Here is a 22912-nt window from a genome sequence, read left to right on the forward strand (position 1 = left end):
GGGAAGCGCCGCATAAGCACCAGCCATCTCTTTTTAGAACAACCAGCAAACACGTCCGTCGGCGGAGCGTTAGTCGAAGCTAAGCTCGGTGCTACGGATGTGCTAGCGTCAAAGCTACTGCTGTGGTCGCTCCAGGCTGGCTTCCAATACGTCAAATCGTCTCGTCATCTCCGGGTATCCGAGCTTTTTGACTCGATCCCCATACGCTCGCAGCAGTTCGCCAACACGAGTTCGGTCGATTCGGCCGACGGCCTCAGCACACGAGGTGATGAGCCAGGCGGCGCAATACATGTCCGTGGATTCGGCCAGCTCAACCGACCGGGCTAACCGTTCAACCGCGCGATCGCGCTGTTCGTCATCACCCGCGTAACCGCGAATTTGGAGGGCTTCCACGACCTCGCGCCCCACGAACCAGTCGGTTCGATCTTTGGTGCGGCTTCGCAGAGCGCGTATCGCCGAACGAGCCTCATCCTCCTTCCCGAGCTCGAGCGCGCAGAGACCGGCACCGGCCGTCGCCCCGGCCTCGATGTCTGCTTGCCCGATCCGCTGCGCGAGCGAGACCGTCGTCTCGTAGAGCTGCGTCGCCGATTCCCAGCGTCCGACCTCTCGCTCCGCGTGCGCCATGTTGAACAGCGCGGCCAGCTGATACTCGCTGTGCTTCACCGCGACGAACAACCCGAGCGCTTCGCTGAACAGATCGCGCGCCTTTTCGTAATCGCCGCAACGCTGCAACAACACGCCGAGGTTCAGAGCGGCGGCGCCCCACAGGTCGGGAATTCCGCCGGCGCGACCGACGGTGATCGCCTTCGAGTACGCTTCGAACGCGACGTCGAGACGCGACTCGAATTGCGCGACGACTCCCATGTTGCCGTACGTCCTCGCCTGTCCGCGCGCATCGCCCACCGTCTCGTACAACGACAGCGCGCGCTCGAGAATCGAATACGCCCGGCTCGGCGACTCGCTGAACATCGCGCCGCCCAAGCGATTCACCGCGTCGGCGAGGAGAAGCGTGTCGCCGACCTGCTCCGCCATCGCCACTCCTTCCGCGGCGAAGCGCTCGGACGTCCGGCGATCGCCAAGGCGGCCATAGGTCTGCGACATCATGAGCAGCACCGCCACGTGCTCGTGGTCGAAGCGGAGCCGCTTCGCTTCCGCCTCGAGCACCTTGAGCGCTTCGAGCGTCACGAGCGCCGGCTGGCCGAGCTCCATCCGCGCGCGCTCGCGCAGACGGCGCAGCGTGAGCGACCGGCGCTCGTCGCCCTGACCGTCGAACCACTCGATGGCGAGATCGCAGAGCTCTTCGACTTCGTCGAAACGGCCGCGCGTCTCCGACAAATGCGCCAACGCGACGCGAATCTCGGCCAGCTCGCCCGGACTCGTCGCGTTGCGCGCCGCAAGCTGCAGGTACGAGCTCGCCGCGCCGGACGCGTACACTCGCTCGGCTGTCTTTGCCGCGAACTGACCCCAGCAGTAGGCGTCCGCCTGCTCGCCGGCCGCGTCGTAGTGCAAGGCGATGTCGTCGGTCGAATCGGGTCGCAGCCTTTCCAACGCCTGCGCGACGCGCAGATGGAGCTGTCGTCGCTGCTGCGACGGAAGTCCGTCGATCAACACCTCGGCCACGTCGTCGTGCGTGAATGCGTAGCTGCCGCGATTCCGCTCGCGCGTCGGGTGAACCAGCCCCGCGCTCAACGCCTCCGACAGCGCGAGCCGGACGGCGGGCTCGCTGCCGGCGCCCGCGGCGACCAACAGCCGAACGTCGAATTCGCGCCCGACGATGGCGGCGGTCCACAACACGCCGTATGTGCTCGCGGAGAATCGCTCGAGTCGGTGTCCGATCAGCGCCGGACGCCCGGCGGGGATTCGCAGCTCCGACACCGGCGTCCATTCCCATCGCATGCCGTTGTGCCAGACGTACCCGTCTTCGACGAGCGATCGGAGCAGGTGCGTGATGAAGAGCGGATTCCCCTCGGTGTGGCGGTAGATGAACGCGAGCAGCTCGCGTCCGACTGCCTGCCGGTGGAAAGCCGCGTCGAGCCACTGCTTCACTTCATCGCGCGTGAGATTCGCGATGCTGATCTGTCGAGCGAGCTCGGGTCGCGAGCTCGCTCGTCGCATCCAGGTGCTGTCATGCGGGCCGCTCCCAAGACCGCTCGTCTCCGTCCGGAACGCCAGGCAGATCATGATGCGGTCGCGGTCGAGCTGGCCGATCAAATGTTCGAGCGCGTCCCACGACCACGAATCCGCCCACTGCATCTCGTCGAGCACGAGCACGAACGGCCGGTCCGATGCGAGCAGACGCACATAGTCGGCAAGCTCTCCGAGCAAGCGGAACTGGCTTCCGGGGCGCGCCACGACCGCTAGCTCGCCGAGTGCCGGCTCGAGGTGCTGAAGCTCGGCCCACTCCCGCTCGGGCGCGGGCTGGAAGACGTGCGTCGCGCGAAGCAGCGCGCGCCAGACGCCGTACGCTTTGGGCAGAGTGCGTTTGGGCGCCGCGACCGACGCGAACAGCCCGCCGCGCAGCCTCGCCTCAGACTCGAGCTGCCTGAGCAGCGTGGCCGTGCCAGTACCCGACGCGCCCGTCACGGCCACCACCCTCGGCTGTCCAGCGCCAACTTCGTCGAGCCATTGTCTCAGCGAGGCGAGCTCCTGAACGCGCCCGGCGAACCGGTCGATGGAGAGTGGACGGCGAAGCGCTTCGTGATGCGCGGGAGGCATCGCCGCCGCACCGTCGCGCCCCTGCGACTGAATGCGAGCGAGGGCCGCGGCCGCCGCGTCGAGAACCGCTTCGTACGATACCCCGTGATCCGGTGCGGCTGCCGCACCAATCGAAAGCGTCCTGGCGCCAAAGCCGTTCGAGAAACGGTGCGTTCGGACCGCGGCGCAGATGCGGTCGCCGACCGACCGTCCATCGTCCGCGCTTGCGTTGTTGAGGACGACCACCACGCGCTCGCCGATGCGCCCGACCAGGTCCGCACCGCGGACCGAAGCGCCGATCAGCTCGAACACCTCTCGGTTCAGCGCGTCGAGGTGATCGGGCGACCAGGGCTCGCCATCGGCAGCCGGCTTGGGCGGCGGCTCGACGTCGATCTCGGCGACCAATACCGCCACCGGGCCGGGGCCCCCGCCACGACGCCCTGCCTCGGCCACGACGGTTCTGGCGGCAGCGTCGAGCTCGTTGGCGTCCAGGTACAGCTGCGACATTCTGTTCCTAGGAGGACGAGTGGGCGAACCGGGGGTTCTCAACCGTAGGAAGCGGGAACGAACCCCGCAAGATCTTTTTGCACCAGAAGTTGGGGCACCAAACCAGGATCGCGGGTATGGTTAACGAGGCGGGTCGGCCGGCGTCTACCCAAGCGGCTTACCGTTCCGGGATTACCTATGCGCCACCTCGTATTGCTGTCGTCCGCCCTGATCGCCTCCGTGGCAGCCGCCCAGGCGCCGCGAAGTCAGAGTCCTGCCGCGCCAGGAAGTCCCAATTCCATTTCAGCGCCGCAAGGTGAGTTGCTCCCCGACGAACAAATCCAGCAGGTCCTCAATCGATTGACCTTCGGTCCGCGCCCCGGCGATGCCGAGAGAGTCCGCGCGATAGGCATCGACAAGTGGATCGACCTTCAGCTCAATCCCGACCGAATTCCTGATCCATCGGGCGACGATGTTCTGAAGAGCTACTCCGTTTTCTCGACGCCGACCGGCGACATGGTGCGCCAGTTCGAGGAGCTTCAGCGGCTGCAGCGGCAAGCAAAGCGCGACGCGGGCAACGACACGACGATGAACAAGCAGCAAGAGCGTCGTGAAGTGCTCGCGCAGAATCCGCAGCTCATGCAGGCCGCGCAACGCAATCAACAAATGGTCGGCCAGATCCAATCGGCGCAGCTCGCGCGCGCCATCTCGACCGAGCGGCAGCTCAACGAGATCATGGTCGATTTCTGGGAGAATCACTTCAGCGTCTTCGCCGGAAAGGGCCAGACGCGTTTGTATCTCGCGCAGTACGACCGCGACGTCATTCGTCCGCACGCGCTCGGGAAATTCCGCGACTTGCTGGGCGCGGTGGCGCACAGCCCGGCGATGCTCTTTTTCCTCGACAATTGGCAAAGCGCCGCGGACAGCACGCAGCCGACGCTCGCTCAGGCCCGCCGACCGATGGCGATGCGTCGTCCGGGGAGATTCGGCATCTTCGCGCCTCCACCGCGTCCCGTGCCGCAGCAACAGCAGCAGCGCGCGCGGCGCGGGTTGAACGAGAACTACGCCCGCGAGCTGATGGAGCTGCACACGCTGGGCGTCGACGGCGGCTACACACAGAAAGACGTCCAGGAAGTGGCGCGCGCGCTCACGGGGTGGACGTTCAACCGACAGTCCGGTGAGTTCCTGTTCAATCCCATGATCCACGACGCCGGCGAAAAGACCATCCTTGGGCAGAAATTCCCGGCGGGACGCGGCGAAGACGAAGGCGAGCGCGTCCTCGACATCGTGGCGAGTCATCCGTCGACGGCGCACTTCATCGTCACGAAGCTGGCGCGCCATTTCGTGAGCGACGATCCGCCCAAGTCGCTGGTCGATCGCTGTGCGAGCACGTTCAGCAAGACAGCCGGCGACATCCGCGAGACGCTTCGCTGCGTCGTCACGAGCCCGGAATTCTTCAGCCGCTCGGCGTATCGCGCCAAGGTGAAGACGCCGTTCGAAGTCGTGGCCAGCGCGTTGCGCGCGGTGAACGCGTCGCCGGATCCCACGCCTCGTACGGCGCAGCTCGTGGCACGGCTCGGTCAACCGATCTTCGGCCGGCAGACGCCCGATGGATGGCCCGATCGCGGCGACGCGTGGATGAATACCGGCGCGATTCTCAACCGAATCAACTTCGGCCTCGCCCTCGCGGCCGGTCAGATTCCCGGCGCGCCACTCACGAACTGGTCGGACTTCTCATCGCTGCGCACGCAGCCGCGCACGCAGCAGGTGGACGCGGTCGTGAAGTCGATGCTCGGCGGACAGGTGTCGTCCGAGACGCGCCAGGTTCTCATGAGCGGCGAAAATCCCATGTTGTCGACGGCCGACGCGAACGCGATGGCCGACAGCTCGGCGATGAACTTTGGGCGCAGGGGCGCCGGCGGGGGGCGTGGCGCTCAACAGCAGGCGAAGCCGGACGGAAAAGGATTCCCGCGCGGCCCGGGTGCGCAGATTCCCGGCTTCGGTCGTCCGGTGAATCTCCAGGGTTTGCCACAAGTCGTCGGTCTCGCGCTCGGCGCCCCCGAATTCCAGCGGCGATAGGCCCGAGAGCATTGGAGCATCAGAGGATAGAGATATGAATCGTCGAGTTTTCATGAAGTCGGGCGCCATGGCGCTGGCCACGATGGGACTGAATCCCAGCTTCCTGCGGCGTACGGTGTTCGCGCAGGACCTGCTCAAGGGAGCCGCGTTGCGAGGGAACGGACGCGGCAAGGTGCTCGTGGTTCTCTTCCAGCGCGGCGCGGCCGACGCGTTGAACGTCGTCGTTCCGCACGGTGAGCGCGCCTACTACGCGATGCGCCCGACGATCGCGATTCCGCGTCCGGTTTCCGGCGCCGCCAACACCGCGATCGATCTCGACGGGTTCTTCGGTCTGCACCCGTCGCTCTCGCCGTTCAAGCGGTTGTGGGACGACGGCATTCTCGCTCCCGTGCACGCCGTCGGATCGCCGAGCAACTCCCGGTCGCACTTCGACGCGCAGGACTACATGGAGAGCGGCACGCCCGACAACAAAGGCACGCGCGACGGGTGGCTGAACCGGTATCTCGCCGTGAAAGGCACGTGCGACGAGTGCAAGCTGCACGACGACACGCAGAATGGCGCGGCGCCGGCGAAGGGGTCGCCCTTCCAGGCGGTCGCAATGACGCCGCAAACGCCGCGAATTCTCGAGGGCGACTCGCCGACCGTCGCGATGAACAGCATCGACGAGTTCACGATCCGAACGAACGGCACGCAAGCGGAACGCATCGAAGCGCTCTATCGCACCGGCAGCGCCGACGTCGTCCACGCGGCGGGCGGCGAGATGTTCGAGGCGATGAAGATCCTCAAGGCGGCGAACCCGCAGCAGTACGTCGCCGAAAACTCGGCAGACTATCCGCGCTCGCCGTTCGGTCAGCACCTCAAGCAGATCGCGCAGCTGATCAAGGCGGACGTCGGCCTGGAGATCGCGTTCGCCGACGTCGGCGGCTGGGACACCCATGTGAACCAGGGCGGCGCGACGGGACAACTCGCGCAGAGGCTCGACGATTTCTCCAAGTCGATCGCCGCGATGGTGCAGGACCTCGGCAACCGCATGGCCGACGTCACGATCCTCACGATGTCGGAATTCGGCCGCACGGCACGCCAGAACGGCAACGCCGGCACCGACCATGGCCACGCGACATCGATGTTCGTGATCGGCGGTGACGTCAAGGGAAAGAAGGTCCACGGCAAGTGGCCGGGACTCGAGCCGGAGCAGTTGAACGAGGGCCGCGACCTCGCGCTCACGACCGATTTCCGCTCCGTGTTCTCCGAGGTCGCCTTCAAGCACCTCGGCGCGGCCAAGATGGACGCGGTGTTCCCGGGATTCAAAGGGGATCAGTCGAAGTGGTTGGGCCTCATCTAAACGGCGGCAAACGCCGGTAACGCAAGGAATCGGACGTCTGATGTCAGAAATCAGACGTCCGATTTCTCGTTTTGGGCGACGGGCCGCACAGGCGAGCCCGACCGTCACCTCGATCTGGCGGATCCGGCGCCCTGGCCGTAGCTTGCTCCCCGTACACTACACGGGGAGAGTCGTCGCGTGGCTAAACCGTCCGCTGAGCCGCTCGCCTTCCTGAAGGGCACGCTCGACATGATGGTTCTGAAAGCCCTGAGCGGCGGACCGATGCACGGCTTCGGCATCGCCCTCTGGCTCGAGTCGCGCTCCAGCGGACAGCTCGGCCTCGACGACAGCTTCACCTACCAGGTCCTGCATCGCCTCGAAGGGCGCGGGCTCGTCGACGCCGAGTGGACCGTGACCGAAAACAACCGGCGCGCGCGTGTCTACAAGCTCACCCGCGCGGGCCGATCACGCCTCGCTCGAGAGACCGACGTCTGGCTTCGTTACAGCGAGGTCGTCACCGCGATCATGACTGTGGACCCGCGCCCAGCCTCGGGCTAAGGCATGGCGTCGGACGAAATTCCACGCCGAGGCGCGCGTTGGTTCCGCTTGCGCGCGAGATCGCGCGCCGCGCTCGAGTCGCAGGTGCGCGAGGAGATCGAGGCGCACCTCACTCTCGCCGTCGACTACCTCGTCTCGCGAGGACTACCGCGCGATCGCGCCGAAGAGGAAGCGCGCGCGAGGTTCGGCGATTGGAACGGCGCCCTCGAGCGCATCTATGTCTCAGCCCGCAACCGGGAGGCCCGCATGGACCGACGCGAGCGATTCGCCAGCGTGGCGACCGACCTGCGACTCACTGCCCGCCTGTTTCGCCGCTCGCCGCGCTTCTACGCCGCGTCCGCGTTGGTGTTGGCACTGGGGATCGGTGCCAACAGCGCGGTGTTCAGCATTCTGCGCGCGACCTTGTTGCAACCGCTGCCATATCGCGACCCCTCGGCGCTGGCAATGCTCTGGCGAGTCTACCCAAACGAGAAACCGACACCCGGACAAGTCAGATCGAAACGATACCGCGGCCTGCTGACGACCGAAGAGCTCATGGGCTGGCGGAAGGAAATGACAGCGGAGCTCGGCGATGTCGCCGCGGCTGTCTCGTGGGAGAACAATTCCGAAGCGGCGTTCGATTTGGTCGGCGATGGACGAACCGAGCGTCTGAACGGCGCGCTCGTGACGTCGAATTTCTTCGACATTCTCGGGGTGCGCGCGGAACGGGGACGCTTGTTCAACGCGACCGACGAGTCGAACGCGTCGGCAATCATCGTATTGAGCCATTCACTGTGGCAGCGATCGTTCGGAGCGGACACCGGCCTCGTCGGACGTTCGATCACGCTCACGGTCGGTTCGCAGGATCGAGCGCCGCGACGCTTCGTCGTCGCCGGCGTTCTCCCGCCGGAGTTTCACTTCACGTACCCGGAAGAGACCGAAGCGTGGGCGATGATGCCGTGGTCGCTCGTCGAACGTTACGGGCGCAACGAGATCGCGTTCGTCTCGGTCACGCGTCTCAAAGCGGGAATCACGGTCGCCCAAGCCCAGCAACGCGCGAGTCTGTTCCGCACGGGCTTGGAGTTTCCGAACCAGAAGCCGGAAGATCGTCCGGCGATTGCGCTCGAGCCGATTCACGACTGGATCGTCGCGGATACGCGCCCGTCGCTTCGTCTTCTGGGCGCGGTGGCGGCGATGCTCCTGCTGGTCACCTGTGTCACCATCGCCAATGGCCTGCTGGCCCGCGCCGCCGAGCGACGTCAGGAACTTGCCGTCCGCACGGCGATGGGAGCGGGTCGCGGTCGGCTGGTGCGTCAGCTGCTCACGGAAGGTGCCGTGCTGTCGCTCGCCGGTGCCGTGCTGGGGACCTGCCTCGCGATCGCGCTTCAGCCGGTCCTGCGACGCCTTCTTCCGGAAAGCGTGCCGAGAATCGGCGAGATCGGCGTGGACGCATCGACGATCGGATTCGGCATCTTGATGGCCTGCGTCTCGACCCTGCTCGCGGCGGTGGCGCCGGCCCTCGGCGGCACGCGCGACGACGCGGGGAGTTCATTGATCCGCGCGTCGATGCGCGCGACGGCCGCGCGCGGAACGGTGCGTTGGCGGCAGGGACTCGTCGGCGCACAGACGGCGATCGCAACCATGCTGCTCGTCTCGGCGCTCCTGCTACTCACGAGTCTCTGGCGGCTCGGTCGCGTTCCACTCGGCTTCGACGGTAGCCAAGTCATCGCCGTCGAAACGAGACTGCTTGGTCCCGAATACCGCGACACCGCGAAGCTCGAGCGAATTCAAACGGATCTGGTCTCGAGCGTGCGCGCGATTCCCGGCATCACCGAAGCCTCGTTGACGTCGGCGGTGCCGTTTCGCGGCACGGACTTCGTGCGCGTCTTCGGGACCAAAACGACGGGACCCATCTTCGCGAATCAGCGATTCGTAGATCCCGGCTATTTCGGGGTGTTGCGCGTCCCGCTCCTACGCGGTCGGTTGATCGCGGACGCGGATCGGCTCGGCGCGCCGCTCGTCGCGGTCGTGTCGGAGTCGTACGCGAAAAAGCAGTTCGGCGACGTCGACCCTGTCGGGAAGCTCCTCGCGGCCGATGAGCGGGTGGAAGTCGTCGGTGTCGTCGCGGATGTTCGCTACGTCGCTGCGGAGAAGGATCCGATGCCCGCGGTGTACGTACCGCTCGCCCAGAATCCCATCCGGCTCCTGTGCATCGTCGCCCGATCGCGGATCGGCGTCTCCGCGGTGGCGCCGTCGATTCGGCGGGCGTTCCACGACGTCGACGCCGACGCTCCGGCCATGAAGCTCACGACGGTGGATCGCATCGTCGACGCGAAAGTGGCGAACCGACGCTTCTACACGCTAGCGACGTTCTCCTTCGCCTCGATCGCCCTGCTGCTCACCGTCGTCGGCCTCGTCGTCGTCGTCGCCCGAGTCGTAACCGAGCGGCGCCACGAGCTGGCGATTCGCGCTGCACTCGGGGCGACCATGAGTCGATTGGCCCGCGCCGCATCGCGCGATGTGCTGGTCGCCGCGACGATAGGCGTTTTCGTCGGCGCGGCATCGGCATACGTGGCGTCCGTCGAGTTGACGCAATTCTTGTTCGGTGTCGAGGCTCGGTGGCCGCTCGCCTACGCGGCAGTGTGCGCCGCCGTGTTGTGCACGGCCGGCATCGCCGCGTGGGCGCCGGTGCGACGGTTCGGGCGACTATCCCTCACGTCCTTGCTCGGCGCGGAGTGATGGCCGGGCGCCGCCGAACACGTTCATCCAGCTGCGCACGACGCGTGGTAAAAAAGACTGCGGCCGCACGCGGTCGATCATGGCGTAAAACGCGAGGCGGTCGACCAGTAGCTCGCACATCGCGGCGCGAAAGCCGGCCTCCCATTCCGCGCGCGGCAACACGGTGCCCGACCCGACGGTCAACAGCAATCGATATCGCTCGATCCAGCGCGCTATGGCCTCTTGCGGCGCGTCCGGCGGCATAACGAACGACAGAAACTCGGCGAGGTCCCGCTGCGGCGCACCGATCGTCGCCAGCTCCCAATCGAAGGCGCACAGTCGCGGCCCGTTCGCGTCGCGGCGAAGCGCGACGTTGCGCGGGTTGAAATCGTTGTGGATCAACGTTCGCGGTGCCGCGGCGATCGCATCGGTCCACGACGCGATGTCCTCCAAAATCTCTCGATGAACGCGGCGGAGCCCTCTGACCGCGAACGCCGGCGATCGCGAGTGCGCATGCTCGGCCAACGCGTGCCAGAGCGGCGACATCTCGACCCACTTCCTGTTATCGCGAGGCGGCGCGAGCCAGGGCTCGTGCAGCAGCTCCGACCTTCGGGCGAGCCAGGCGGAGTGAATGCTCGCGAGGCCGCTCAGCGCGGCGTCGATCGAGGCGTCGTTCCAGGCGGAAGGGTCGTTGGCGTTGATCAGCGCCACGTCATCGATGGATTCGAGCACGACGACCCAGCGCCGGCGCGCGTCGTCGCGGTCGATGAGAACGCAGCGGGGCGTGTGTGCCCGAATCCGCGGATCGTCGAGCTGATAGATGGCCAGTTCGCGGAGGTGGGAACGCGTAAGCCCCAGATCCGCGCTGAAGCGCCGGACTTCCTCCCTGAGCGTCGGCGACGCGAGACCCGCGAGCGCGACCGCCACGTCGATCGATTCCGTATCCGGCGATTTGGCCTTGACGAAAAGCCGAACGTTTCGCGGCGTGTCATCATCGGTGCGCGTGTTGACAGTCGCGTGAAAGAGCCCGGCCTGCGTACCTGAGCGCCACGCGGTCAGTTCGGCGACGATGCTTTCTTCGGTCGCGACGGGTGAAATCGACACTCCTTCCACGCGAACACGTTCGCCGAGCCAATCACTCAGGCCTTTCTCCAACGCTTCACCGGGAACGAGAACAGGTGATTCATCCGCCGGTCGAGCAACTCGAGAGGAGCCGGCCTCTGGGACGGTGCCACGGCGAACGAAGTCGTCGAAATAGTGAGACAGGAGTTGCGAGTCCACGTCGTGCACGCGCACCCCGAGCGCATCAAGGGCCATTTTTGACTTCGTGCTGTCGACGCGCGACCGGCGTGACTCCTCGAACAGCTCGGGCAGCGTGAGACCGTTCTCGGTGGAAAGCCGCCGCATGAAGAACGGACGCAGTCCGGATAGCGGATGCGTCGCGTCGACCGTGACGCGGAGGCGCTCCACCCATTCGGCGTACGGCAAGAGCTCGACCTCGTAGCCGCGAAGCCTCATCCAGAGAACACACTCGCGCCAATGCCGCGGACGCGACGACGCCACGTGATGAACCGCGGCTCCGGCGTCGTGAGAAAGCGCGAGCCGCACGATCGCGCGCGACGCGTCGTCGGCCGGCACGCAGTCCATCCGCCAATCGAGATCGGGCGCCGCACCCATCCGAATACAGCCCGCGATGAAGCGCGACGTGAGGTCATCCACGTTCGATCGTCCTCCGCGCGACGCGTCGCCGGTAATGAGCGACGGACGCACGATCGTCACCGACAAGCCACGCGCTCCCGCCTCGCGGACTAAAGACTCGGCGACGCACTTGCTCTGCGCGTAGCCGAGCCAAAGGCCGCCCAACCCGGCGAAGACCTCGGTGCCCTCGTCGACGATCGGCGGCCCCGCGGTCGAATGGCAGACGCTCACGCTCGAAACGAAGTGCAGCGGTTTCGCCGTTCCGTCGCAGGCCAATCGCAACAGCTCGCGCGTGCCGTACACGTTCGCGTCGCGCAGACTCTCGTATCCGCGTACCCAGTTCACCTCGGCGCCCGCATGCACGATCGCGTCGATCTCGATCGCCATCTCGTGGAATGAGCGTGGATCGTGTCCCAACAGCGGCCGGCGCAGATCTCCCGACACGACACGCACACGAGCTGCCTCCGAATCGGACCACAGGTCGTAAGCCGCGAGGTTGCGCCGAACCCGATCGAGGCCATCGCCTGCCCCCGCGCCGGAACGAACCAGGCAATACACGGTCGCCGGCGTTTCGTCGAGCAGCATACGCAGGAGATGCGCGCCGAGGAATCCGGTCGCTCCGGTCAAGAGAATACGACGCGCGTCACGCATCGCCGGGCAACCGCCTCGACAAGGTACGATGTCCGGCGGCAGGATCGCGTCGCCTCGCATACGATCCATCTCGCGCTCGCGCGGCGAGTCGCTGTCGTCCCCTTCGATGAACCGGCACAGCGCGTCGAGGTTCGGATGCTCATGAACGACCGTCAGCGACAGCTCGATCCCAAGCTCGTCCTCGATCGCCGCCGTCAGCTCGACCGCCGCGAGTGAGTCCATTCCGAGGGAGGACAACGAGTCGAACGGGCCGATGTGCCCGACGTTCACGCGCAACGTCGCACCGACGACCGCCGCCAAGCGATCGCGAAGCTCGGTCCGCGATGCGACGCCGGTCGTCACGTGCCGGTCTCCATCGCGACGCCGCTTCGCTCGTACGACCTGAGATTCGCCGAACGGCCGGCTAGAAGCGGGCTAGCCAGCTGTGGATCGGCGACCCAGCGCGCGATCTCGTCCAGCGAGCCGTTGCAGAACGCGTCGCGACACGCGCGCCGGCGAAGCTTGCCGCTCGAGGTCTTTGGCACCGCGCCGTGCGACAACACGCTGACCGCCGCGAGCTGGATGCCGTGATGCTCCACGATCGCGGATCGAACGCGGTCGACGAGCGACGCGAGGAACGCGTCGCGCTCTGCCGGCTCATCGAGCTGTGGCGCTTGGCGGCGATCGACTTCCAACGCGAGCACCACCGCCTCGCCGCCATCGCTGTCGATCGAGAAGGCCGCCGAGCAGCCGGGACGAATCGCCGCATGTTGTCGTTCGGCGGTGTGCTCGAGGTCCTGCGGGTAGTGCTTGAAGCCGCGGACGATCAGCAGATCCTTGAGCCGGCCCGCGACGAACAGCTCCCCGGCGTGCAGCGCGCCCAGGTCGCCGCTGCGGAGGAACGGACCCTCGCCGGATGCGAGACGAGCATGGAATGTCTCGCGCGTCTCGCTGTCGCGGCGCCAGTATCCGTGCGCGACGCTCGGCGATGCAACCCAGATCTCGCCGACGCGGCCGTCGCCGCACTGCTGACGTGTCGCCGAGTCGACGATGAGAACGCGCGTTCCGAACGACACCGGCCCGCTCGACACGAGTGGACGCGTCTGCGCGCTCGATCGTGTCCGCGCCGGCTTGAGCTGCCCGCGCGCCAATGCATCGCTCGAGACGTCGTGGATCACCGGTTCGTAGTCTCGCCCGCCGGTCGACACGAGCAGCGTCGACTCGGCGAGGCCGTACACGGGATAGAACGACCGCCATCGGAAGCCGACGTCCTTGAAGCGCGCGTGGAACGCATCGAGCGTTTCGGCGCGAATCGGCTCGGCGCCGTTATACGCCGCGCGCCACGAGCTGAGATCCAGCTCCGCGCGCTGCGCGTCGTTGATTTTCCGCACGCAAAGGTCGTAGGCGAAATTGGGTCCGCCGCTCGTCGACGCGCGGTATCGCGTGATTGCGCGGAGCCAGCGAATCGGGCGATGCAGAAACGACGCCGGCGCCATCAGGTACGCGGAGTATCCGCCGAACACGGGACCGAGCACGCCCTCGATGAGCCCCATGTCGTGGATTACCGGAAGCCACGACACCGACCGCGTCGAGCGATCGCGATCCGCCGCGTGACTGGCGTACGCGAGGTTGTGGAGCAGGTTGGCGTGCGAGACCATCACGCCGCGCGGCGACGCGGTGGAGCCCGACGTGTACTGGAGGAACGCGAGACTATCGTGACCGATTTCACACTGACGCCAGTCATCCGCGCAATCATCGGACAGCGTGTCGGTCGCGAGCCACGGAATCGCGCCGAGTCCGGGCGCCTCGCGCATCATGCGCGCGCCCGCGTCGACGACGGCGGCGTTCGCCAGCACGATCGCGACGTCGGCGTCGGACACGATGCTCAGCAGCCGTGGCAGTGTGCGCGACGCCTGCGACGGCTGCGGTGGATAGGCCGGCACCGCGATCACGCCGGCGTAGAGGCAGCCGAAGAACGCTGGGATGAAGTCCAACCCCGGCGGATAGAGCAGCAGCGCACGTTCGCCCGGAACCACGCCGCGCTCACGCAGCGCCACCGCGACCGCGCGGGCGCGCGCGTCGAGCTCGGCGAATGTGTAGCGCGTTCCCTCGTGTTCGCCGTCGACGAGAAAAGTGAATGCGACGTCGCCGCCCTGCTCCGCCGAACGTGCGCGAAGGAGGTCGACGAGCGTGCGGTGCGTTGCGCTCATACGAGGACCGCCGGCAAAGGCGCGTCCGCTTCGATCGCCAGCGACTCGGGCAGCCGGCCCGTCGCGCGCATCGCGTCGTGCACGCGCACGAACAGATCGCGGACGGCGTCGCGATTTCGTTCGAGATCGCCGATCGCCCAGCGCGACGTGTCGATCGGCGGAAGGAAGTAGACGTCGATCAGGCCGGGCTTGGCGTCGTAGCCCATCCCCGGATTGATCTCGCGTGGAATCGAGAAGTAGATGGGCACGATTTGCGCGTGCAGACTCGTCGCGAGATGGAACGACCCTTTGTTGAAGTGCCCGATCTCGCCGCTCGTGATGCGCATGCCCTCCGGGCTCAGATACACGGAGTCGCCCGTCGCGCGCAAAATGCGGTCGGCGCGCTTGAAGATCGCGACTCGTTTTTCCGGGTATTCCTGCGGCACCGTCCAGAAGATCCGGATCAGCGTCCCGACGATGCCGATGGGCGGCAGCGTCTTGAGAAAACCGCTCAGGAAGAATCGCGTGCGCGGCAGCGCGAGCGCGATCAGCACGAACAAATCGAGCGTGGACGTGTGGTTGGACACGTAGATCGTTTGGACGTCGGCCGGCTGCGGCTCGCCGTGCACGCGATAGCGCACACCCCAGATGCGAAGCGCCATCTCACCCAGCCAGCGTGCCATGACCTCGGAGTAGAACCGACGTGCGATGAACAACGTCGGGACGGCGACGAGGAGCATCACCAGCGCGCCTAGCGTGACAAAGAGAAACGTGGCGGCAAGGCGCAGTTGCGTGCCGAGCTTGCTCATGTGCGTTTCCGGCACACGACGGTCTGCATCGCGAAGTTGAGCTGCTTCTCGAACGCAAGCACGGGCGAGAAGAGGATCTGTCCCAGGAAATAGGGATAGATGGCGCGCGACAGGTTGAGTCCCTTTCCGCGCAGCACCTTGAACGCCGCGCCCGCGAAGAAATAGAAGAACGCCGGGAACGCGCCGTAGGGCAGATACTCGACGACGTCGAGCCCGGCCTTGTCCATCGCGAGCAGGAAGGTCGTGCGGTCGTAGAGCACCGTGTGCTGCGGCGCCTGGAGCCCGGGCCAACGATCTCGATAGACGCGGAACGTCGTGCTGTCCAGCCTCGGCACCTCGATGATCAACCGGCCGTCGGGCTTCAACAGATCGCGCGCCGTCGCCAACGTGCGCATCGGGTCGTAGTCGTGCTCGAGGAAGTGCCACATCGTCACGAGATCGAACCGTTTGCCGCGGAAGTCTTGCTCGTAGAACAACCCGCACCGGAATTCGACGCCGTCGAGCATCGGACTGGCACTCAGGTCCTTGAAGTCGACGCCCGTGGCGCGCGCCCCATAACGCGCGCGCATCTTTTGAAGGAACGTCCCCACGGCGCACCCGACGTCGAGCACCTCGCTCTCGTCGTCGAGTCGCACGTACCGGCTCACGATCTTGTCCTTCTGCCGATCGTGACGGTCCATCGCCCAGTTGAAGAAGCCGGTGAGCGGACCCCAGTCGGTCTTCTTGCGGTGCGCGATGTACTCGTCGTCGTAGTACGACTTGATGTGCTCCACCGTGAGGCGCGGATTCTGATAGCACAGCCCGCATCTCACGCACGTGACGAACGTGAAGCGCCCCGGCTTGCCCGTGAGATCGTCTTCCGCGGTGATGAACGGCGACGAGTCCGCGGCGCCGCACAGATAGCAGCTCACCCGCTCGAACTGGTCGGCGGTTGGGGGCGTGAGCGTCGGCCGCTCGTGGGCCGTCGACGCGATCGCCGTCACGGAGTCCTTCCGCCGAGCAACGCCGCTGTCACGACGATCGCGGACACGATCGCGCATTCCGAGATCGCGATCCGCCGCGCGACGATGGAAGCGCGCAGCGCGGGATCGTCGACGACCTCATAGATGCAGAGCGCCAGATACAGCGACGCAAGGGCGGCGAACGACGGCGACGCCGTCGCGGCAAACGCGATCAACGGGTATTTGAGCAGCACGACGTGTCCGTTCACGACCGCACTCGTGCGCGTCCCCCGCCATCGATACCACGCACCCAGCAGCATCGCAGCCGCGACCAACGCGGCAAGCCGCCCAAGAGCGCGCGGTCCGATCACGACGAGCGACATGCCCACCACCGCCAGCCCGATCGCCAGCGCAGCGAGCGGCTTGGGTGAATCCGCGACCACGGTCACGCGCGTCGGATGGTCGCGCGCGTCGCGCGGCCGATCCTCCAAGTCATCCCAGATGCGGAACGCAAGCATGAACACGAGCGCCGCAAGCGTCCCTACGGCCAACTCGAACGCCGAGCCGTTACCGGTCCACCGCTCCACCGGGCCACCGGTCCACCGACCAACGGCCGCCATGATTACCGCGAGCAGAACAAACCCGCCCAAGCGCCCACGCTCTCGCGCGTACCGGACGATCAGCTCACGCCAAGACATGAACCTCTCCTCGATCGGCGTCTACCGTGACCGTGGCGCCCGACGGAATTCGGCTCATCGCGTCCTTCACGCCGACGATGCACGGAATGCCGAACTCGCGAGCGATGATCGCGCCGTGTGACAGCATCCCGCCTCGCTCGATCACGAGGCCAGAAATGAGCGGGAACACGGCTCCCCACCCCGGATCCGTCTGCTTCGTCACGAGCACGTCGCCGCGCGTCAGCTGTGACGCCTGGGTCACGCTCTCGAGAACCGTCGCGCGACCGGTGACGCGACCGCCGCACGCGCTCGTCCCGGCCAAAGCGGCGCCTGGTTCACCTGTCGACCCGTCGGTGCCGCCGACGGCATCGTCGAAGTACTCACCCTCTTCCAACGTGAACGCATCCGGTGGATGCGTCGCCGAGAGACGCGCGTGTTCCGCCGTTCGCGCCGTGATCAGAGCACGCACCGAGCCCGGGAACATCGCGCTGCCTCCCGTCAGCTCGAGCAATTCCTGCCACGTGAAGAAGAACACGTCGTCACGCTCGGCGATTGTCCCGCGTCGTCGGAGCTCCCTTCCCATCGCCAACGCGATTCGCCGGCACCGGCTGTAGAGCAGCGCCTGCTTGAGCCGCGCGCGCTCGCGATACCGGATGGCGGCGTGAACGCGTGGAAGGAGAACCTGGAGGATTGTGCCGCGCACGAACCCGAGCCGCGACGCCACAGCGCGCGTTTCCCGCTCTCTTGCCTGCGCCTGCGCACGAATCGTGTCGCGTGGCGACTCACCTTCGGAATTCGCGTACGCCCGCAGCACGTCCACGACCGGCGCCGGATCCTCCTGGAAGCTCGGCGTCGTGAGCATGAGCTCCTCCGAACACCGGAACCCCCACTCGTCGAGAAATCGCTGTAGCCCCGCGCGAAACTCGGCGAAGCGTGGATCGATGTCGACGGTATGGAGCACGGCGCGCGCGTCGCCGTCTTCGAGGAGCGCGCTCAGCGCGGGATCCTGCCGCGCGAGCCGAGACAGATCCCACAGACGGAGGACCGGTCCGCCGCTCACGACATCCGGGATCGCCTTGAGCAGCGACGTGTGGACCGACGCGTCCATTCCGGCGCCGCGCAGAAGTCGCTCGAGCGCGCCATAGCTGATCATCGCCGCGCCGTCCGCGAGCGACGCATCCAACCACTTGTGGCAGCGGATCTCGATGAACTCCGCCAGCAACTCGCGAAGGTCGAGCAGCGATAATTGCTCTAGGCGGGATGGCTCCGAGCGCGCCGCGAAGTCGGCTGCTGTTCTCTCGAACCGCTCGATCCGTCGCCCGAGCTGCAACAGCAGCGTCGTCGCCCGCGCAACGATGACCGCGACCTCGCCGGCCTGCCGAATCTTGCCGCGCCGCGCGACGTCGCTTGTCTCGACCGATCCACCATCGGCGCCGACGAACGCGTCGAAGCTGCTCGTGAGCGCGTCGCCGAACGGCGCGAGGCGAAGCACCGAATGAATCGACGTCAGGTTGTAATACATCCGCGCGCCGTGCACGCCGATGATCCGCTGAAACGCCCGCTCCATCGCACGCACCCGCGCGGCCGACACGCCGCACGCCACTGCCAGATTCCGGAAATACTCGGTGTATCCTACGGCTGCGATCGAGTAGAGCAGCGGCGAGATAGGCCGCGGAAAGTTCTCGTTGACGTTCGCGTTCGACCACGAAATACGTCGCCCTTTGATCGCCGGCCCGGGCATCGTCACCGGGGCGGTGATCGGCCGTGACTGCACCACGTAGAGCACGCCGCTCCGGCCGATCGCCCACTCCACGTCCTGCGCCGCGCCGAACTCCGTCTCGATCGCGAGTCCAACCACACGCAGGCGGTCGATCTCACGGTCGTCGAGCGCGCACTCCGCGCTGTGTCTCGACACGCGCGCCATACCGCTCGCTCGATCGATCGCCACCCGCCCTGGATCGACGTCGCCGGCGACCAGCTTGTCCGCGACGCCGGCGCCGTACTCGACGAGCATCTCACCGGTCGACGTGGTCGTGAACATCACCCCGGCGACGCGCGCGTCGATCTGCCGCTGCACGATGACACCCATCCCGCGCACCGGTACACCACGCGCCGCTCGATACGCCACGACCCGCTCCGACCAGAGCGAAGCCCAGACCTTCCGAACCGCTCGCTCGAGCTGTTCCTCATCGGCGACATCCAACACCGACTCCAACTGACCCGCGAACGATTCGGCAGCGCCATCCTCCCCAATCGCCGAGCTCCGAACGACCACGGGCTCCCCACCAAGCGCCAAGAGCCCCGCTCCATTTGCCCGCAACGCCTCGACCAACTCCACCCCGAGAGGCAGTCCCAACAAACTCTCTCGTTGTCGCCGTTCCTCTGCGTCTCCGCGTCTCGGCGTTGAGGTAGTTTGCTTTTCACCTGCCGAACGGAGATGCTCATCGAGCGCGCCGGTCGTGAGCACGAATCCCTCAGGCACCGCGACGCCCGCCCGCATCAAACGCCCGAGCGCGCACGCCTTCGCCCCGACGAGACTCTCATCCGTCGCCGCACTGAGCGGCACACACAGCTCGGTCACGCGGTCAACGCCGCTCACCGGCGTCACGGACATGGTCGTCATGCCGGCCGAGCCTTGACGCCCATCCGGTACAACAGGGCGCTGAAGGCCAGATGGATGCCTGGCCCGATCAGCAGCACGTAGGCCCACGTCATCCACGGCGTCGGCACCACGAGCGAGATCGTGGCCAGCATCCCGACGATCGAATCCACCCGATCGATGACGAACACCGCCGCCGTCCCAACTCGACTCGGCGGCGCCATCCCCGGCGCGATGTCGAGCTGCCGCTTCACGAACGAATTCGGCAGCTCGCCGAGCATGAAGCCGAGCCCCGCCCACGCACCGAGCGCCGCGTAGCCGACCGTGTCGAGCCGCCATAAATCGCTCGCGATCGCCGGCGCGACGCGCGAGACGACACCGTGAAACAGCGCGAACGACGCGGCCGTCGCTGGCACCATCACAACGAACCCGCGCACCGTCTTGTTCTCACCGAATACACGCTTGCCGCGGAATCGCGCGCCGCCGTCGATCGGAAGGAGAAGCCGGCGCGAAGCGGACGTGCGCAGCCACGCCGAGTGGGCGAGGCCGGCGACGATGAACGCGACGGTGAGAAAGAGCGCGCAGCTCAGTGGATCGAGGGTCATGTATCGCGCCGCCTAGATGTCGGCGCCCGTTTCGAGCCGGTTGTGGAAGAGAAAGAGCTCGCCCGGCAGCGCCCGCGCGCCGCGAATCCACGCCCACAATCCGATCTCGTTTTCCGTCTCGTACCGCACTTCGCCCAGGCGATAGCCCGGCACGTACGGGTACATGTGGTGCAGCTCGTGCGCGTCGATGTGGAGCAGCAGCGACGACAGCCACCGCGGGAAGACCAGCGATCGCGTGAACACTTCCTGCTCGATCGTCGGGAACGGGCGCACCTGTTCGCCGTGACTCAGATTCTGCGGGATGTGCGTGTGCTGGCTGAGCAGCAACAGGTCTTCGGCGACGAGCGTCAGCAGCAGCGCGACGCCGGCAGTCCGCAGCACGGTCATCGGTCCGACGACGACCACGATCGCGACATACGCGGCGACCAGCGCGAGCGAGCTCAATGCGAGCTTGCGACGATCCTCACGCTTCGGAAACAGCTCGAGCAGCCGCGGCCAATTCCAGAAGTTGTTCACCCGGTAGAGCACCGAGAACAACGGAATCCAGAATCGCCAGCAGACGTTGACGAGAATTCGCTCCAACGTCCCGAGCTCGCGCGGCACGAGCGCCGCCGTCGTCGGGTCGACGTCCTGCCACCCGGTCCACTTGTGGTGGCGTCCGTGCACCCGCTTCCAGTTGTAGAACGGGATGATCGAGAAAAATCCGGCGACCTGGCCGAGCACCGCGTGAAGGCGCTTGGTGCGGAACATCGTCTCGTGCCCGCACTCGTGCAGCACGGCGAACCACTGCACGAACGAGAGCGCGAGCACGATCTGCCCGATCGCCCAAGTCCAAACCGAACCGTTGAGCGAGAGCCAAAATCCAGCCACGGTGATGCCCGCGCACGCAGCGAAACACAACGCACCCGCGACGTTCGAGGGCCGTAGGTGTGTCAGCTCGCTCGGTTTTGGAGGTGCAGCGACTGCGGCAGCGTGATGCACGGCGGCCTCCGGCGCTTCGATGAGCAGAAGCCAGATTAGGCAGCGACGGCGCGCAGGCGAATACGTCAGTTAACGTATGCGTAGGAGACTTCGCCGCAATCTTTGGCAGATGAGCGGTGACCGGGGGCACGGAGCTAAGTGCCGCTCTTTGCGAGACTTCCCCATGCACCACCGCCTCGGCACGACGCGCCTGCTCGCCGCGCTCACACTCCTCGCGTGTAGCGCGTCGGAGACTCCGGGGACCATGACCTCCACCGATCCGGGGGGCTCGCAGTCCCCGCCGGCGACCGGCGGTGAGTCGCTCAACGGAAAGCGGCCGTTCCCGGACGACAACGCCTGGAACACCGTTGTCACCAGCGCGACGGTCGACCCGAATTCGTCGACGCTCATCGCGGCGTGCGGCGTGCGAAATCTTCATCCGGATTTCGGCACCGTTTGGGACGGCGCGCCGAACGGCATTCCGTACATCGTCGTGCATTCGTCGCAGGCGAAAGTGCCCGTCTCGTTCGACTACTCCGACGAGAGCGACCCTGGCCCATATCCGATTCCACCCGACGCGCCGATCGAAGGCGGCTCATCGTCGAGCGGCGACCGCCATGTGCTCGTGATCGACATCGACGCGTGGAAGCTCTACGAGCTCTACGATGCGCACCCGGTCAATGGCGGCAGGAGTTGGACGGCGGGATCGGGTGCCATCTTCGATCTCAGCTCCGACGCCCTTCGCCCCGCCGGTTGGACGTCCGCCGACGCCGCCGGACTGCCGATCTTCCCCGGCCTCGTGCGCTACGACGAAGCCGTCACGCAGGGCCACATCGACCACGCCCTCCGTTTCACCTGCCCGCGCACACGCAAAGCGTACGTCTCACCCGCGCGCCACTACGCCAGCAGCGACACGAGCAGCGCGCTCCCTCCCATGGGCATGCGCGTCCGCCTCAAGTCGAACTTCGACACGACCTCGTTCTCACCGAACGTCCGCGTGATCCTGCGGGCGATGATGCGCTACGGCATGCTCGTCGCTGACAACGGCTCCGGCTGGTACGTGAGCGGCGCTCCCGATTCTCGCTGGAGCGACGACGAGTTGGCGACACTGGCGCGCGTCCCTTCGAGCGCGTTCGAAGTGGTGAAGCCCTGATACTGCCGCGGATTTCGCGGAAGAAAAGCCGGATTGCGCGGAAACAAACGGAAAGATCGACAACCTCTGCTGAGGCCGTCGATCTCTCCAATCTTGTCTGCGGTTGCTCTTCAATTCCCAGCTTTTTGCAGTATCCGCGTCAATCCGGCTTTTTCCGCGAAATTGCAGTTCCCTAGTCGTAAGTACTGACAGGCCGGAACCAAGCCACTACGCCACACGAGCTCGATCACCAACGAATGATTCGTTTGAGCAGATTGGTGATACTCCGCCCCGCCTGCTCGAGCGGATTCTGGCTAGGCACGTTGATGATGTTCCCATTCGCGTCGATCGCGATTTGTCCCGGCGGCGGACCCGTATGCACGGCACACGTCTCGGCAGGTTCGGCGCCGATGCGAAACCATTGCGTCGTGCGGACCGGGCACCACGGCGTCGCGAGCTGACCGGTCGTCGGATCGACGACCTTCGAGATCATTCCGGCAGGCACGGCGAAATCGGCGCCGCGAGGCTCGCGCCAGCCGGCTTGGTAGATCTCCGCCCACGCCGGAGCGGCGAGACGGCCGCCGCTCGCATTGATGCCGATCTGCTGCGGCATGTCGTAGCCGAACCACACGCCTTGGATCAGCGTCGGCGTGTATCCCACGAACCACACGTCCATGCCATCGTTCGTCGTGCCGGTCTTGCCGGCGATCGGACCGGTGATCCCATAGTCGCGGATTCCCTTGCCCGTGCCGTAGTTCACGACGCCCTGCAACATCTCCGTCAGCTCGAACGCGTCACGCGGATCCATCGCCGGAATCGTCGCCGCCGACTCCTGCG

Annotated in this window: 15 protein-coding genes; 5 read left to right on the plus strand and 10 right to left on the minus strand. The window is 66.3% G+C overall.

Annotation, left to right across the window (positions count from 1 at the left end):
• Positions 1–114: 114 nt before the first annotated feature.
• On the minus strand, positions 115–3201 hold the full coding sequence (locus VGQ44_09310; protein ID HEV8447009.1) for an AAA family ATPase: 3087 nt from the start codon (positions 3199–3201) through the stop codon (positions 115–117).
• A 177-nt stretch (positions 3202–3378) separates the two neighbouring features.
• Here VGQ44_09310 and VGQ44_09315 point away from each other — a divergent pair, with 177 nt between their 5' ends.
• The 4 genes from VGQ44_09315 (at position 3379) to VGQ44_09330 (ending at position 9856) form a co-directional block, all read left to right on the plus strand.
• Positions 3379–5259 carry a DUF1800 domain-containing protein gene (locus VGQ44_09315; GenBank protein ID HEV8447010.1) on the plus strand — a complete coding sequence of 627 codons (1881 nt, stop codon included), beginning with the start codon at positions 3379–3381 and terminating at the stop codon, positions 5257–5259.
• Between the two features lie 34 nt (positions 5260–5293).
• Positions 5294–6601, plus strand: a complete 1308-nt coding sequence (locus VGQ44_09320) for a DUF1501 domain-containing protein (GenBank protein HEV8447011.1) — start codon at positions 5294–5296, stop codon at positions 6599–6601.
• A gap of 177 nt (positions 6602–6778) precedes the next feature.
• On the plus strand, positions 6779–7138 hold the full coding sequence (locus VGQ44_09325) for a PadR family transcriptional regulator (GenBank protein HEV8447012.1): 360 nt from the start codon (positions 6779–6781) through the stop codon (positions 7136–7138).
• A gap of 3 nt (positions 7139–7141) precedes the next feature.
• Positions 7142–9856, plus strand: a complete 2715-nt coding sequence (locus tag VGQ44_09330; protein ID HEV8447013.1) for an ADOP family duplicated permease — start codon at positions 7142–7144, stop codon at positions 9854–9856.
• Here the strand turns inward: VGQ44_09330 and VGQ44_09335 are convergent.
• Genes VGQ44_09335 through VGQ44_09370 form a run of 8 tightly spaced genes read right to left on the minus strand, consistent with a single transcriptional unit; the run spans position 9824 to position 20853 of the window.
• A complete protein-coding gene (locus tag VGQ44_09335) occupies positions 9824–12526 on the minus strand; it encodes a thioester reductase domain-containing protein (GenBank protein HEV8447014.1) in 2703 nt (900 codons plus the stop codon). The genes VGQ44_09330 and VGQ44_09335 overlap by 33 nt on opposite strands.
• Positions 12523–14373, minus strand: a complete 1851-nt coding sequence (locus VGQ44_09340; protein HEV8447015.1) for a fatty acyl-AMP ligase — start codon at positions 14371–14373, stop codon at positions 12523–12525. Before VGQ44_09340 ends, VGQ44_09335 begins: the two co-directional genes overlap by 4 nt.
• Positions 14370–15161: a lysophospholipid acyltransferase family protein gene (locus tag VGQ44_09345; protein HEV8447016.1), complete on the minus strand. Its 792-nt coding sequence runs from the start codon at positions 15159–15161 to the stop codon at positions 14370–14372. The genes VGQ44_09340 and VGQ44_09345 overlap by 4 nt, the downstream gene beginning before the upstream one ends.
• Positions 15158–16201, minus strand: a complete 1044-nt coding sequence (locus VGQ44_09350) for a class I SAM-dependent methyltransferase (protein ID HEV8447017.1) — start codon at positions 16199–16201, stop codon at positions 15158–15160. Before VGQ44_09350 ends, VGQ44_09345 begins: the two co-directional genes overlap by 4 nt.
• On the minus strand, positions 16141–16800 hold the full coding sequence (locus VGQ44_09355) for a hypothetical protein (GenBank protein HEV8447018.1): 660 nt from the start codon (positions 16798–16800) through the stop codon (positions 16141–16143). Before VGQ44_09355 ends, VGQ44_09350 begins: the two co-directional genes overlap by 61 nt.
• A complete protein-coding gene (locus tag VGQ44_09360) occupies positions 16787–19402 on the minus strand; it encodes a PEP/pyruvate-binding domain-containing protein (GenBank protein HEV8447019.1) in 2616 nt (871 codons plus the stop codon). The genes VGQ44_09355 and VGQ44_09360 overlap by 14 nt, the downstream gene beginning before the upstream one ends.
• The gene (locus VGQ44_09365) at positions 19399–19983 is read right to left on the minus strand and encodes a CDP-archaeol synthase (GenBank protein HEV8447020.1); all 585 of its coding nucleotides are present in this window, start codon (positions 19981–19983) and stop codon (positions 19399–19401) included. Before VGQ44_09365 ends, VGQ44_09360 begins: the two co-directional genes overlap by 4 nt.
• A 12-nt stretch (positions 19984–19995) precedes the next feature.
• Entirely contained in the window at positions 19996–20853 is an 858-nt protein-coding gene (locus VGQ44_09370; protein ID HEV8447021.1) for a fatty acid desaturase, read from the minus strand.
• A 274-nt stretch (positions 20854–21127) separates the two neighbouring features.
• Here VGQ44_09370 and VGQ44_09375 point away from each other — a divergent pair, with 274 nt between their 5' ends.
• Positions 21128–22096: a hypothetical protein gene (locus VGQ44_09375; protein ID HEV8447022.1), complete on the plus strand. Its 969-nt coding sequence runs from the start codon at positions 21128–21130 to the stop codon at positions 22094–22096.
• A 226-nt stretch (positions 22097–22322) separates the two neighbouring features.
• Here VGQ44_09375 and VGQ44_09380 read toward each other — a convergent pair.
• Positions 22323–22912 (minus strand): penicillin-binding transpeptidase domain-containing protein (locus tag VGQ44_09380; protein HEV8447023.1); only part of this gene is annotated, 590 nt, incomplete at its 5' end.

The sequence above is a fragment of the Gemmatimonadaceae bacterium genome (assembly GCA_036003045.1).
Classification (GTDB): domain Bacteria; phylum Gemmatimonadota; class Gemmatimonadetes; order Gemmatimonadales; family Gemmatimonadaceae; genus JAQBQB01.

What these genes read in the sequence shown, in the direction of transcription:
- VGQ44_09310 (HEV8447009.1), bottom strand. Translation starts at nt 3,201, where the DNA reads ATGTCGCAGCTGTACCTGGACGCCAACGAGCTCGACGCTGCCGCCAGA.
- VGQ44_09315 (HEV8447010.1), top strand. Translation starts at nt 3,379, where the DNA reads ATGCGCCACCTCGTATTGCTGTCGTCCGCCCTGATCGCCTCCGTGGCA.
- VGQ44_09320 (HEV8447011.1), top strand. Translation starts at nt 5,294, where the DNA reads ATGAATCGTCGAGTTTTCATGAAGTCGGGCGCCATGGCGCTGGCCACG.
- VGQ44_09330 (HEV8447013.1), top strand. Translation starts at nt 7,142, where the DNA reads ATGGCGTCGGACGAAATTCCACGCCGAGGCGCGCGTTGGTTCCGCTTG.
- VGQ44_09340 (HEV8447015.1), bottom strand. Translation starts at nt 14,373, where the DNA reads ATGAGCGCAACGCACCGCACGCTCGTCGACCTCCTTCGCGCACGTTCG.
- VGQ44_09345 (HEV8447016.1), bottom strand. Translation starts at nt 15,161, where the DNA reads ATGAGCAAGCTCGGCACGCAACTGCGCCTTGCCGCCACGTTTCTCTTT.
- VGQ44_09350 (HEV8447017.1), bottom strand. Translation starts at nt 16,201, where the DNA reads ATGCGCGATCGTGTCCGCGATCGTCGTGACAGCGGCGTTGCTCGGCGG.
- VGQ44_09355 (HEV8447018.1), bottom strand. Translation starts at nt 16,800, where the DNA reads ATGTCTTGGCGTGAGCTGATCGTCCGGTACGCGCGAGAGCGTGGGCGC.
- VGQ44_09360 (HEV8447019.1), bottom strand. Translation starts at nt 19,402, where the DNA reads ATGACGACCATGTCCGTGACGCCGGTGAGCGGCGTTGACCGCGTGACC.
- VGQ44_09365 (HEV8447020.1), bottom strand. Translation starts at nt 19,983, where the DNA reads ATGACCCTCGATCCACTGAGCTGCGCGCTCTTTCTCACCGTCGCGTTC.
- VGQ44_09375 (HEV8447022.1), top strand. Translation starts at nt 21,128, where the DNA reads ATGCACCACCGCCTCGGCACGACGCGCCTGCTCGCCGCGCTCACACTC.